Source organism: Brucella sp. H1_1004, assembly GCF_047308065.1.
GTDB lineage: Bacteria > Pseudomonadota > Alphaproteobacteria > Rhizobiales > Rhizobiaceae > Brucella > Brucella pseudogrignonensis_B.
Genome location: NZ_JAYKZA010000001.1, coordinates 378,226 through 392,066, shown reverse-complemented (window position 1 = coordinate 392,066; position 13,841 = coordinate 378,226). Strand labels below are relative to the sequence as shown.

Here is a 13,841-nt window from a genome sequence, read left to right as displayed (position 1 = left end):
GCGTTCTGTAAGAGAATTGCCTCGGACCATTCGACCTACTCCGCCAGGGTGTTCTTATGAAAGACGCCGCCCTTCATGATGGCAGTTAAGCACTCATCATGTCTTTCAAGTGTGGTGATGTCTTCGAATGGGTTACCATCAACAATCAAAAGATCAGCATATGCGCCGGGCATGATAACGCCGATTTCATCTTCCATGCCGCATAGCTTTGCTGAAACGCGTGTTGCTGAATGCAGAACTTCGCGGTTGGTCAAAACGCTTGCACGTAATGAAAATTCCATCGACTGATATTTATGAAGCTGCCCAAGCAAATCTGACCCAAATGCCATTGGCAGGCCAGCGTCACGCATTATCGCCAGCGACTCCAATCCGCCACGGCGTACTGTATCAATTTTGGATTGGGAATCTGCGCTTAAACCAAAGCTTGCGCCTTCCATAGCCAGCCCTTCATAGGCAACGAGCGTTGGGCAAGCAATTGCACCGGCTTCGGCAGCAAGTCGTGCAGTCTCAGGAGTGATAAGATTACAATGTTCTAACGACTTAACACCGCATTCGACAGCACGGCGAATAGAGGCGTCGGAGTATGTGTGTGCCGCAACATAAAGACCGTAGTTTTCGGCCTCTTCAACGATGGCGCAAATTTCTTCGCGCGAGTATTGTAATACGTGAATAGGATCATTGGGCGAAGCGACGCCACCATTTGCCATGATTTTGATGAACTGCGCACCATTCTTGATTTCTTCGCGTGCAGCGCGACGCACTTCATCTACGCCATCGGCAATGCGTCCCAAACTTCCCAGGCGGGCTTCATGCAATGGCCGATTGTCGTAACGCTTACGGTAGTCGCCATGGCCGACGGTTTGGCTCAATGCTTTGCCACATATAACAAGGCGAGGGGCCTCAACTGTTCCTTCATCGACAGCAAGCTTTAAGCCGAGATCAGCGCCAGCCAAATCGCGCAGAGTTGTGAACCCGCGCATCAACATATTACGCATGATTTTGGCGCTGCGCAAAGCAATGAGGGATGTTGGCAAAGCGGCATTTTCAGCGAGATCGACCAGAGTCGCAGCTACGTGTACGTGTGCATCAACAAGGCCTGGCATCAATGTGCGGCCAGCAAGGTCAATCCTCTGAGCATCAGGAGCATCAATGCGCTGGTCGCTAACCGTAACGATGCGGTCGCCTTCGACTAGCACTTCTAGTCCGGCTTTGAGGGTGCCATTATCGACATCAAGGACATGGCCGCCGAAAAACACAAAACTTGTCATAGTTCATTCCCCATTATGCGCCAGTTTCAGCGCTTGTATACAGTAAGTATATTAGCAACATCCTTGCATAGGGATTTTGGTTTGTCTACATAAAAACAGGTTAGTTTGTTTTTATGTTGAAAACTCACCTATAGCACTGTTTTAATTTATATTTATGTCGATCCCAATCATTGGCCTTGTTGATTTTAGGTGCAGTTCGCTTAATATCGAGGCATAAATTTAACTGTCGTCACCTGTAGAGATCACGCCATATGAATCGTTCCATAAAGCCGATCAAGGGTCAGAATTCGGCGCTATCAAGTAGAAAAACGCAAGCCGAACGCTCTTCATCGACCCGTTCACGCGTTTGTCAGGCAACACTTGAAGCACTTGCTGAGGTTGGGCATGGGCTGATCTCGACCGCAATGATCGCGCAAAAAGCAAAAGTTTCGCGCGGTGCACTGACGCATCAGTTTCCCTCGCGTAATGATCTTCTCGTCGCAGCTCTTCGACAGCTTCACGAAGACTGGGAGGTGGCTGATCCGTTTGGTGCAGACCCCAATGAAACCCAATATACGCTGCCGGAACTAACAGAAGCACTGTGGCTGACGATCTTCTCCGATACGCGCTACATCGCTGCTATTGAATTGATGCTCGCTGCGCGTTTGGATAATGAGCTTGGTCAGAGATTGCGTGATGAAATGAGCCGTTGGGTCGATATACGTGATTTAAGCATATCGAAGCTGGTGGGTTTTGAGCCTGACAATGAAACTGACACCTTAAAGCTTCATCTTATTCTGTCAGTTTTGCGTGGTATCGCGGTGCACCAAAGCTTTGATCCAGAAATGGCAACGGGTCGAAAATTAGTTGATCTGTGGAAAAAAATGTTGAGTCAAATAATGGAGGAGCATAAATATTTGTAATTATTAAATAATTGAATGTGTAAATGTTTATTTTATCTAATATTTAGCGTTATTTTAGAATAACTTCACATATGGCAAAATAGAATTTTACCATATGTGACATATTTGCAAGTTTATTTATTATTACTTACTAATTGTCCTTCTATGGATTCGATTTGACATAAAATATCCGCTAGAATTACAGTCCGGTTTTTATTCGCATGGTCTCCAACCTTTCCATGGCCATAACGCCGTCAATGATGTTTGGAGCGGATGTTTCTGCACCCATGAGCGCCGGAATGACATCGGCCAACAATGAATGATAGCCCTTGGGGTCTTCGTTCGCAGCTGCGGTGAAGTTGGGCTTCCAAGTAAGTGTGTCGCATTCGCCTGATAGCGTTGCCTTAGGGTCATCTATCTTGAATGCAGGATTGCGATGCCAGCGCACATCTATGACATCCTCCACTTCGATACGTTGATGATCTCCCATCAACTCGATACGTTCGACGGGGGTTCCGCGTGATTGCATCGTCCCCATAGCAATGGTCCCAATCGCTCCACATTCAAAATCGAATGCAGCATGAATCAGCAACTTACCCGGTTCTTTTTCAACTTTCCTGGCTGTCAGTTTTCGCACTGGAGAGACCAGATGAGAGACGAGATCCATGTAATGGACGCAATGATGCAGGAAGAAGCCGGTATAATCGACATTGCCCGCGAAATAGCCAGGTGCTGTCATATAATAGCCTGTTAGGCCCAGAACATCGCCAAATTGGCCGGAGCGAATGATATTTGCCGCGATTTTGTTGCCGATTGAATAACGCTTCATGAAACCGAGCAGCAGTGGCTTTTTCGCTTTCTCGGATGCTTTCAAAAGCTCACGAGCGCCTTCGGCTGATCCCGAGGGTGGTTTTTCCATGAATACAGGTAGACCTCGCTCCAATGCAGCTTTGCCAAAGGCAAGATGTTGATCAGGGCCAACTGCCATGCCAATGGCGTCCAGACCGGGTGTATTGAGTAAAGCCTCGACGTCAGTTGTGAGCGTACGCACCCCGAACTGCCTTCCGGCATTCTTTAGGCGTTGCGGGTCGATATCGCAAAGAGCGGCAATTTCCACGTCATAGCGAACGAGCTGAGGTAATAACATTTGGGTTGCGTGGATGCCGCAACCAATCCAACCAATTTTGAGGGTCATCGACGATACTCCGTGAGAAGGAGATGGCTTTTCATGAAGGCGGTGCTGGCTGCCAAGCGATCACTTTCGTCTTCGTGTGGTGCGCGCCATTGGGCAAAAGGAACGCCAAAACGATCATCCTGACGCCGGAAAGGTTCAAGTGAGATTGGGCCGGTGTAACCGATTTCATGCAGTGCCCGACAAACTGCTACCCAATCTGTTGCGCCGGTGCCGGGGAAGCCGCGGTGATTTTCGTTGGCTTGAAAATGCACAACCAGATCGCCCGCAAGCCTGATTGCTTCAGGAATTGAGCTTTCTTCCATGTGCATATGGAATGTGTCGAGCATCAGCTTTATTGCTGGCTGATCAACAGCATCCAACAGCTCGATTGCTTGTTGCGTTGTGCACAACACGTCGCTTTCAAAGCGATTTAGTGGCTCAACAGCGAGCAGAACATCGCTACCCTGAGCGTACTCTCCTGCAATTTTCAGAGCGTTCACACAGCTATCTTTGCGGCGCAAACGCTCGTCTTCTGAAACTGGCTGTGGTGGGCGACCAGCAAAAACCAGCGGATTTCCAGTTAAAGGGCCACCGACGACCTGCGCGCCAAGTGCATTGGCGCAATCGACAGTATATTTGAGATAATCAACACCGCCCTGATAGGCCTTGTTGTCCGCAGAAGAAATATTGCGTTCAAGATTGACGCGCGCTGCAAGCACGACGCTCAATCCTGCATCATCAAGTGCTTTGCGTGTTTCTTTGAGATCAAGTTCGCCGGGTTCAGGCACCAGCAACTCAACAAAATCAAATCCGTGCTCGCGCATTTTTTGAAAGAGCGGGAAATGTTCGGCTGTGAAAGGCCGCGCATATTGCATTGAAATCAACCCGATGGGGTTCATGATATTTCCTCGATTGCTTGAAGAACTATTGGGGAATAAGTTGCTGTTAGCCTTTGACCGCCCCTTGAGTGAGGCCACCTATGAGGCGCTTTTGAACGATAAGGAAAAGAATGGTTGCTGGCATTGCGCCGACAACTGCACCTGCGGCGAGTAGCCCCCATTCGATTTGATATTCGCCAACGAGAGTTTGAATGGCGACTGTTACTGGACGCACATTCCTCCCACCCAGCGTGAGAGCATAGAGATATTCATTCCAGGCCGTGATGAAGATGTAGATGCCTGTTGAAATAATGCCGGGCATCATCAGTGGGATGATCACGCGTCGCAACGCGGTAAGACGTGAACAGCCATCCATCATTGCAGCTTCATCAAGGCTTTTAGGGATAGCGGCTACATAGCTCGTCAGCATCCAGACAGAGAAAGGAATGGCGACCGTAGAGTTGGCAAGAATAAGTCCGAAATAGGTATCCAGAATACCGTATTTACGCATAAGGATAAAAAGCGGCAGGATCAGCAGCACAATCGGAAACATATTGATGAGCAGAAACTGCATCATGAATAGTTTGCGCCCGATGAAGCGAAAGCGTGATAGCGCATAGGCCGCTGTCACCGAAACCGCGAGGCCAAGCACCACTGTGCCGACGGCGATAACCAGACTGTCGAGCATATTCTTGTAGAACTGCGCTTTGTTAAACAGCCTTTCGTAGTTGTCGAGGCTCCAACCAGATGGAGAGAGTGAAACCCCGTTGGCGGATAGTTGCTCTGTCGGTGTAAGCGATGTCAAAACCATCCAACCGAATGGAGCTAAGGCAAACAGTACGATGCATGCAACTGGCAGGTCGGTGGTTAATATACGCTTGAGAGTGCTTTGACGTTTCATTTCTCGACCTCACGCATTGTACGGGCAAGATAGAGAACCACCAGAACACCAAGCAGCAGTGTGAAGGTGACAGCAATCGATGTGCCATAACCAAAATCGAGATTTTGACGGGCTTTTACGAAGGCATAAAGGGGCAGGGTATATGTGGAATAGCCCGGACCGCCACCCGTCATAACGAAGATGACGTCCATCGAGTTCGCAACCCAGATCACGCGTAGCAGTCCTGCCGTTGCAAGAACGGGTGCTATGCCGGGCAGTGTTACATTTACGAATTGCCGCCATGGGGAGGCGCCGTCGATGGATGCAGCCTCATACTGGCTTTTGGGAATGCCTTGTAAACCGGCAAGGATCATGATTGCAAAGAATGGGAAACCCTGCCACGTCAGCGTTGCGATGATTGCATAAAGTGCAATGTTTGGATCAGCCAGCCATGGAACTGCATGGCTTACGATCGATAGATTAAGCAATATGTCATTGAGAACGCCAGTATTGGGATCGTAAATCCAGCGCCACATCAGTGCGATGACCACACTGGGGAGTGCCCAAGGAATGATAACCAGCGCACGCGCCAGACCACGCCAAGGGAATTCTCTATTGAGCAACAGTGCGGTTATAAGCCCAAGTACCATCTGGAGAGGGACAGTCAGACCTATCCATATACATGTATTCCAGAATGCCGCCCAGAACACCGGATCCTGCAACAGTTTAATATAGTTACCGATACCAACAAAGGCTGTTGCCTTGGGTTTGAACAGAACCAGATCGTAGAAGCTTGTCCAGACGGCCTGCATCATTGGCAAGAAAACGATGACGAGCGTGACAATAACAGCCGGGCTGAGCAACCAGTAAGGCAGCAGATTTTTACTTCTGCGGCGCATACGCGTCGGCGGTCGGGAGACAGAGGGCAGAGCAGACATAGGCTATCTATCCAAGCTAGGAAATGGACTGGCTTTCGACGTTTTATAATCGGGGAGCTATGGTGGCATATGGAAATGCCACCATAAATGTCCCGACCGTCGGTTGCTTAGTTTTGGAATAGCTTTTCCAGTTCCTGCATCATCTGTTCAGATGTAATTTGCCCAGCGAGTGCGCGTTGCATAGCAGTTTGCCAAGCCGTGTTCACGAATTCTGAAGTGCCTTCGTTTTGTGGCAGCACATGCGCGAAGGGCAGGGACTCGACTGTCGCATCAACAAAACGACGATCATGCAGTTTCCAGTCTTTTGAGCCACTTTTTGTGACGGTCATCTGACCGGTTGCACTGTTAAAGGAGACGTTATTTTCGCCTTCAGCAAGGAAAGAAATCCATTTCCATGCAGCGTCTTTCACTTCTGATGATGAGAAAATTGCAAGCGATTCATCACCATAGGATGTCCAGCGATTGCCCCCACATTCAGGTACGCGGACTGCTGATACCTTATCGCCGAGTGCAGCAACGAGATCTTTGGACGAGCCAATATGGTGGATCGTCATCGCCGTTTTTCCGATTTTGAAAGCCGAAATGATTTCCTGAAATCCATCGTTTGGTGCGGATGGCGGGATGACCTTGTCTTTTTGGAACAGATCAATTACCCATTGATTGGCTGCGACAGCCGACGGTGTTGTCAAGCCGCCTGGCTTTACCTCGCCGCCTTGTGAGAGAACAAATGCGCCCCATTGATCCCATCCGCCTTTGCCGCCGCGCAGACCAAAGCCATAACGATTTGGGGCATCGGTGAGCTTGATTGCAGCGTTGCGGAAGTCCTCACAGGTTTTAGGCGGTTCGAGGCCTGCTTCCTTGAAGAGATCAGCACGATAATAGAGATAAAGAACAACATACTGGATAGGGAGATAGTATCGGTTACCATCTGCAGCTTTATTCAGTTCCAGCAAATTATCAAGCAAGTCGTCTTTTCCGGCCCAGCCATTGATCCTGTCACCTAGTGGTTCAAGCGCTTCCATTTCGGTCAATCGCGGTTGGGCGAAAAGCTTGACCATTGCCGCGTCAGGTGCGCTGCCGCCAATAATCGATGTGTAGAGATTATCGTAATAACTGTTCCACGGAATGTTTTCCGCTTCGATTTTGATATCCGGATTTGCTTTTTCGAACTTTGCAACCAGTTCCGACATCGGGTTTTCCGGATTGTCGAAGTGATACCAAAAACGAACAGTCTCAGCAGATTGCGCGGACATTGTCAGGGCAGCGGTAAATGCTGCACTCAGCATAAGAGATTTAAACATATCAACTCCTCCCAGTTGTAAAAAAAGGCCTCTCCTGTTTAGGCCATTCGGCTTAATGCCTTCGCCGCGTCCTCCAACGTTGCTTCAGCTGCCTTTAGTTCATTGGTGTATTGCAGAAAGCCATGTATGACGCCTTCCGTTATGGCTAATTCGTCTTTGCGCCCAGCCTTTGTAAGTCGCTCGTGCAGCATAATTGTATCAGAAAATAAGGGGTCAATGCCTGCTGCGGTGAGGTAAAGCGGGGGCAGTTTTACAAGTGTTTCGGCTTTTGCGTGAAGCGGACAGGCGAGTGGATTTGAAGCAATATCTTGTCCACTCGCATACCAGCTCCAGTAACGCTTCATTCGGTCTGTGGTAAGCCCGGGACCATTGATGAATGCTTGATAAGATGGGGTTTCGAAATCCATGGCATAGTTGCCATAAAACAGCAGAGCGCCTTTAGGCAGCGCATGATTGTTTTCCGCTTCATACATCATAGCTGAGAGCGCAAGATTTGCGCCAGCGGAATCTCCAGCAATGTAAACAGGACCATCCAGTCCTTCCATCTGCCCATTTATCAACGCGCGCATGCTGCCTATGACGTCGTGTAGCCCTGCTGGAAAGGGGTTTTCCGGCGCTAGTCGGTAATCAGGCAAAACCACCGTTAAGTGGGTTTTTTCGGCAAGCACCCGTGCGCAGCGCTCATGCGTCTTTGGGCTACAAAACGCAAACCCGCCACCATGAATGAAAAGAATGGTTCCGGGCTTTTTGTTGAGAGGCTCAAGAACGAGAAGTGGCGTTTCTTGCGACCCTATGGATGGGTTTGCAGGTATCCGCACTAAACGCACAACCTGCATCTCAGGAAGATTGAGATTCCAACGCTTGTTATTTTTTTCTGCCAGTGCGCGGCCTTCTGCGGCTGGGAGTGTTGTTGGATCAGGAGTGCCTGCAAATTCAACGGCTATTTTTTCGAGTAGAGCGCGCATCTCTGGCGACGGCTCATGATTAAGGCTATACGGCATCACGAACGGCTCTCTTCAGGGAATACTGCTGGCCCGAAATCGACAATGGTTGCAATGTGATGGCGCATCGCAGTCTGTGCGGCATCGACATCCGCAGCGTCAATAGCATCAATGATTGAGCAATGGCGTAATGCAGTTCCGCGCAGATCGCGGGCGCTGCCGCTTTGTGAAATTTTAAAGCGATGATTATGCACAAGGCAACGATGCAATATCGGGTTCAGTGCGGGCAAGTCTGCTTCGTCGAAGATGCGCCTGTGAAAATCGCGATCAATTGCAGCCAGACGATATTCATCTTCGTCATCGGCTGCTTGCAGCATACCTTCTAGCATTCCCTTGAGATCGTCCGTCAGCTTCTCAGTATGCCGCATCATGACACGCGGGATGCCATTGCATTCAATGGAGTTGCGCAGACGAAACATTTCAATAGCTTCATCTGGAGTACAAAGAGACACTTGGGTGCCCCTGTGGCCTTGTCTCAGGACGAGCCCTTCTTCCTGCAACTGAAGCAACGCTTCACGTACGGGCCCCTGGCTGCATTGGAAATGTGCTGCGATTTCAAGCTCTGTCAGGTTTGCCCCGGCAGGCAATGTGCCAAGCATGATGTCTCGCTTCAGCGCTTCAAATACGACTGCCGCTTTTGGAGGTCTGCTCTGAACGAGCTTGGGTGAAAAATATGCCACGCCGATGCCTGCTCCTTCTTGCCTAACACTTCAATTATCATTATTGATAATAATATCGATAAAAGACGTCAAGCGAAAACTCTGGGAGGAGAAAGCATGATCGCCATCGCCTTGGAGCGCATTCAGAAGACTTATGGCACCCACAAAGTTATCCATGATCTGGACTTTCGGATCGAGAGTGGAGAGTTTGTCGTTCTGGTTGGTCCTTCCGGTTGTGGTAAATCAACGTTGCTCAGAATGATTGCTGGCCTGGAGGATATATCCGGCGGTGAGTTGAAGTTTGGTGATGCAATCGTCAATGAGTTGTCGCCTTCGGAACGCAACATAGCGATGGTGTTTCAGGACTATGCACTCTATCCGCACATGAGTGTGGAGGAGAATATGGCTTTCGGCCTCAAGATGCGTGGTTCCAATGACAACGACGTATCATCTCGCATTGGAGCCGTGGCGGAGACACTGAAAATTGGTGAGTTCCTTGCTCGTCGTCCTGCACAGCTCTCGGGTGGCCAACGCCAACGCGTCGCGATGGGGCGCGCAATTGTCCGCGAACCCAATGCTTTTTTGTTTGATGAACCACTCTCTAATCTTGATGCGGCTTTGCGGGTCGAGATGCGGTTGGAGATCGCAAAACTGCACCGAAAGATCAAAGCAACCACTGTTTATGTCACGCATGATCAAGTGGAGGCTATGACTCTTGCTGATCGTATTGTGGTTATGAATAAAGGTAATGTCGAACAGATTGGTAGACCGCTCGACATTTATCGTAAGCCTGCCAGCCTGTTTGTGGCACAATTTATTGGTAGTCCGACAATGAATGCGCTTCCTGCTGAGGTTCTACAGAATCGTGGGGAAGAGCTTGTGCTCGCATGCATAGGTAGAGATATAGCAATTAATTCTCAGACCAAACCGCTTAGCGTTCAGGATCATATTACACTTGGTGTACGCCCTGAAGATCTTACTAGCTGTTCTGCACAGGAAGCATGGTTTAGCGGTGAACTTGCGGTGGTTGAGCGGTTGGGTAGTCAGATGTTTGGTTATATAGAGATTGGTCAACCTAAAATGCTGACTGTCGAATTTCCACGCGACGGTGAGGTGGAACTTGGACAACAAATATATGTCAAGGGAGATGAAGGCTGCGTTCATCTGTTTGATAGCAAAACAGGTAAAAGAATTTAGGCAGCAACACTGTCGTACCACCTGTTACAAGCGGAGTAACTGCGACGTATGGTAAGATGTGATTTTTAACATATGTAACGCTTCAATTGGGGCTGCGGCTTCGGTATAGTCGCTTATTTGTCCCACCGTGATGTGTAGCCTGATGGACACCCCCTGTGTATCAGTGACGGTGTGCAGTTTGGTTTTCATGCCACCCGTCGTCCGGCCGATCAGGCGTCCGCTACCCTTTTTTTTTACTGTAGGCTTGAAGCCGTGCAGCGCGCTTTCAGATAGGTTGCATCCATCATGACAGTCTCCGCGACTGGAGACTTGGAAGAAAAGCCCTACAGGATCTGAGCCAATATTCCGTTGTGACATCAACGGTTCCAGTGATTATAGAGCGCTTTACAGGGGCCGTATTCCGGAGGAGGAATTACACCTTCGTAACCCACTGCGAAGAATGAGGATAATTCCACTCAAGACACGTCTGCCATTGACGCGTGGTCGTCCATGGCTCTCGGGAAAAACGGGGCGAAGGCGTGACATCTGGCTTTCGCTCAGCCAGTAAAGATTGCTCATCAATCAGTCTCCTCAAGCGAATCTCAATCAGATCATCATTCTGAAACCACTGGATCCTGAGCTAGTCTTCCACAGGCATTGGGCGAAAGCTTTGTGCGCAGTGCTCGTTGATCGTTTGCGCTGCGGCAGCTTTACAAAGGATGAGCACTTGGTAGCTTATTTAAGGTCAGTGAAGCGTATCTTTAACCGGCACTTCAAAACGTACGTTCACTCGTAAAGGGGAAAAAGATGTCTTGAGCCATTTGCACTTCTCACTATTGGCGTTAAGAGTTGAAGTTCATCGATGAATTGGCCCGACTGTCGCGCCGCTTCCAGAATGCCGGTCTTCGCTTCATGTTCACGCTCAGACAATTACGATATTTTATTGCATGCGCTGAGCAAGGTTCAGTAACGCGTGCCGCGCAAAATCTCTCCATTTCCCAGTCGTCAATAACTGAGGCAATCAAAGAGCTCGAGGCCGATCTCAACGTGACATTATTTGAGCGCCATCCGCGTGGTTTGATCGTTACCCATAGTGGTCATCAGTTTATGCGTCATGCGACAAAGATTCTGGCTGACGTTTCGGATGCAAGACGTTCGATTTTAAGTAAGCAGGTGGCAGAAAAGCGAACATTGAATATTGGCGTTACATCACTTGTTGCAGGCTATGTGCTGTCAGATTTGTTGGCGCGCTATCGTCGTGCTTTTCCTGATGTGGAAGTGAGCGCCATTGAAGATAACGGGTCTTATCTGGAGCATCTGCTTATCGGTGGCGAGCTTGATGTGGCCGTGGTGGTTATCTCCAGCCTGCGTGACCGCATGGCATTGCATGCCGAAATTCTGGAAACGTCTCCTTATCGACTTTGGTTGCCTTTGGGGCATTCGCTGGTGTCTGTTGATGGAATATCGATTGAAGATGTGGCCAAAGAACCTTTGATCATGCTCACCGTCGATGAAATTGAGGAAAACACGGGAAAGCTTCTTGCTGCACTCGGCGCAAGGCCGCATGTGGCTTTTAGGACCCGTTCTGTCGAAGCGGTGCGCAGTCTTGTGGCGACAGGCGCTGGCGTCGCGCTTCTTCCTGATCTTGTCTATCGCCCCTGGTCGCTCGAAGGTGATAGGATTGAAAGCCGCGACGTATCTGGCTCTTTGCCAATCGTGCAAATTGGTATGGTTTGGCGAAAAGGGTCGAGTCTTCCACAATCCGCACGTGATTTTATCGGAATTGCAGAAGCCGCGCGGTCTGGCCGGCAGCGTTAAAACTATTCTATCGCTGAGCGAGATTCAATCAAGAAACTGATATTACTAAATAAATGAAAAGTACTGCGTGTTTTAAGTTTCACTCCCGCCATAGAAATCGGAAAAACCGATATCTGCTTTCTAATAAATGAATTTGCGAATGTTGCCCATTCGGATAACTTCCTCGCCAAGGAACGAAAAGCCGAAAACGGCCAAATGGAGAGAAGAATGCAATCAAGTTTTCTAAGTGCTGCTCAGCCAAATTTGTGAGTTGCAACTAAGCGTCTTCATTGTCGTTCAGACGCGCTTTTCGATAATCGCAAAACCCATCTAGATTTCATGCTTCCCTTATTTTGAGTGGCGCAGCTGACAATTTATGCGGTTTTACATCTCGTGGCCTCAACGATCCCTTCACCAGATGGCAACGAAAACAGACATAATTTCTGCCGGAGACTGTAATGAATTCTGAAATGCTGATCGGCTCCCAGTTTGAACTGGGGACAGAAAATGAAGAACTTGTTCTCAATCCGAAAACTGGAGATGTCGTTCTGAATTTGCCTGAGGCTTCATTGGCGCAGGTCGATAAGGCTGTGGAATCGGCTGAAAAAGCATTTCAATCATGGTCTCGGACAACGCCTGCGGAGCGCTCTGGTTATCTGATGAAAATTGCAGATGCAGTCGAAAAAGATGCGGAAGGTTTTGCAGCGCTTGAAGCTTTAAATTGCGGCAAGCCATATCACGCTGTCCTGAATGACGAGATTCCTGCAGTTATTGATTGCTACCGTTACTTTGCAGGTGCTGTCCGCAATATGCAGGGGCCGCTTGCTGCCGAATACATCCCGGGTCATACATCGATGATCCGTCGCGATCCTGTCGGCATCGTTGGATCGATTGCGCCGTGGAATTATCCGTTGATGATGATGGCTTGGAAGCTCGCGCCTGCGATTGCTGGCGGCAATACTGTCGTTTTCAAACCATCGGAACAAACGCCTTTGACCGCGCTGAAAATGGCGAAGGTTATGGCCGATATTCTGCCGTCCGGCGTCGTAAATGTCGTTCTTGGCCGCGGCGAAACTGTCGGCAACGCGTTGATCAATCATCCACTGATCAACATGGTTTCCATTACGGGTGATGTCGCAACCGGTAAAAAGGTTTTGCAGGCTGCCGCAAAATCGGTGAAGCGAACGCATCTTGAGCTGGGCGGTAAAGCACCTGTCATCGTTATGGCAGATGCCGACATTGAGGCGGTCGTTCAGGGCATTAAGACATTCGGATTTTATAATGCTGGGCAGGACTGCACGGCTGCTTGCCGTATCTATGCCGACGTGCGTATTTATGATCGTCTCGTTGCCGATCTGTCAGGAGCAGTTTCCAGCATTCGATTCAATCTGGAAGATGATGCGCAGAATGAAATTGGGCCTCTTATCTCGCGCCGCCAGCGTGATCGGGTTGAGAGCTTCGTGGCACGTGCGCGTGAGAACGCACATATCGAGATAACGGCGGGTGGCAATCCATCGGGTGACAAGGGCTTTTTCTTCGAGCCGACGGTAGTTGCCGGAGCTTTGCAGGAAGACGAAATCGTTCGTCGCGAAGTCTTTGGTCCGGTGGTCTCTGTCACGCGCTTTAGCGAAGAAGAACAGGCTATTTCGTGGGCCAATGACAGTGATTATGGTTTGGCATCATCGGTGTGGACCAAGGACATAAGCAAAGGTCTTAAGGCTGCGGCACATCTTCAATATGGCTGCACATGGATTAACACCCATTTCATGCTGACAAATGAAATGCCGCATGGTGGCTTGAAGCAGTCCGGCTATGGCAAAGACATGTCGATCTACGCGCTTGAGGATTACACCACAGTGCGTCACGTCATGATTGCTCACGGGTGATA

Annotated in this window: 12 protein-coding genes and 1 pseudogene; 4 read left to right on the top strand and 9 right to left on the bottom strand. The window is 49.4% G+C overall.

All coding sequences use genetic code 11. From position 1 onward, the window contains the following. Positions 1 to 35 precede the first annotated feature (35 nt). On the bottom strand, positions 36 to 1,268 hold the full coding sequence (locus U2P60_RS01895; RefSeq protein ID WP_413571015.1) for an amidohydrolase family protein: 1,233 nt from the start codon (positions 1,266 to 1,268) through the stop codon (positions 36 to 38). A gap of 251 nt (positions 1,269 to 1,519) precedes the next feature. Between U2P60_RS01895 and U2P60_RS01890 the strand changes: the two genes are divergently transcribed. After that, on the top strand, positions 1,520 to 2,170 hold the full coding sequence (locus U2P60_RS01890; RefSeq protein WP_413571014.1) for a TetR/AcrR family transcriptional regulator: 651 nt from the start codon (positions 1,520 to 1,522) through the stop codon (positions 2,168 to 2,170). 178 nt (positions 2,171 to 2,348) lie between these two features. Here the strand turns inward: U2P60_RS01890 and U2P60_RS01885 are convergent, their stop codons facing one another. The 7 genes from U2P60_RS01885 to U2P60_RS01855 all read right to left on the bottom strand — a co-directional run bounded on the left by U2P60_RS01885 (position 2,349) and on the right by U2P60_RS01855 (position 9,001). After that, a complete protein-coding gene (locus U2P60_RS01885; protein WP_413571013.1) occupies positions 2,349 to 3,344 on the bottom strand; it encodes a Gfo/Idh/MocA family protein in 996 nt (331 codons plus the stop codon). Continuing rightward, a complete protein-coding gene (locus U2P60_RS01880; protein WP_413571012.1) occupies positions 3,341 to 4,222 on the bottom strand; it encodes a sugar phosphate isomerase/epimerase family protein in 882 nt (293 codons plus the stop codon). Before U2P60_RS01880 ends, U2P60_RS01885 begins: the two co-directional genes overlap by 4 nt. A 46-nt stretch (positions 4,223 to 4,268) precedes the next feature. Beyond that, a complete protein-coding gene (locus tag U2P60_RS01875) occupies positions 4,269 to 5,102 on the bottom strand; it encodes a carbohydrate ABC transporter permease (protein ID WP_413571011.1) in 834 nt (277 codons plus the stop codon). Next, a complete protein-coding gene (locus tag U2P60_RS01870) occupies positions 5,099 to 5,980 on the bottom strand; it encodes a carbohydrate ABC transporter permease (RefSeq protein ID WP_413571969.1) in 882 nt (293 codons plus the stop codon). Before U2P60_RS01870 ends, U2P60_RS01875 begins: the two co-directional genes overlap by 4 nt. 146 nt (positions 5,981 to 6,126) lie before the next feature. After that, positions 6,127 to 7,320 carry an ABC transporter substrate-binding protein gene (locus U2P60_RS01865; RefSeq protein WP_413571010.1) on the bottom strand — a complete coding sequence of 398 codons (1,194 nt, stop codon included), beginning with the start codon at positions 7,318 to 7,320 and terminating at the stop codon, positions 6,127 to 6,129. A 38-nt stretch (positions 7,321 to 7,358) separates the two neighbouring features. Next, entirely contained in the window at positions 7,359 to 8,321 is a 963-nt protein-coding gene (locus U2P60_RS01860) for an alpha/beta hydrolase (protein ID WP_413571968.1), read from the bottom strand. Next, a complete protein-coding gene (locus U2P60_RS01855) occupies positions 8,321 to 9,001 on the bottom strand; it encodes a GntR family transcriptional regulator (RefSeq protein WP_413571008.1) in 681 nt (226 codons plus the stop codon). Before U2P60_RS01855 ends, U2P60_RS01860 begins: the two co-directional genes overlap by 1 nt. Before the next feature lie 96 nt (positions 9,002 to 9,097). On the opposite strand from U2P60_RS01855, the gene U2P60_RS01850 reads away from it, so the two are divergent. Then, entirely contained in the window at positions 9,098 to 10,177 is a 1,080-nt protein-coding gene (locus U2P60_RS01850) for an ABC transporter ATP-binding protein (RefSeq protein WP_413571007.1), read from the top strand. A gap of 75 nt (positions 10,178 to 10,252) precedes the next feature. On the opposite strand, the pseudogene U2P60_RS01845 reads toward U2P60_RS01850, so the two are convergent. Then, positions 10,253 to 10,735, bottom strand: a pseudogene (locus U2P60_RS01845) (transposase); the annotation flags it as partial. Positions 10,736 to 11,068: 333 nt separating this feature from the next. Between U2P60_RS01845 and U2P60_RS01840 the strand changes: the two are divergent. Further along, positions 11,069 to 11,974: a LysR family transcriptional regulator gene (locus U2P60_RS01840; protein WP_413571967.1), complete on the top strand. Its 906-nt coding sequence runs from the start codon at positions 11,069 to 11,071 to the stop codon at positions 11,972 to 11,974. A gap of 437 nt (positions 11,975 to 12,411) precedes the next feature. Next, positions 12,412 to 13,839, top strand: a complete 1,428-nt coding sequence (locus U2P60_RS01835) for a gamma-aminobutyraldehyde dehydrogenase (RefSeq protein ID WP_413571006.1) — start codon at positions 12,412 to 12,414, stop codon at positions 13,837 to 13,839. Positions 13,840 to 13,841: the final 2 nt, after the last annotated feature.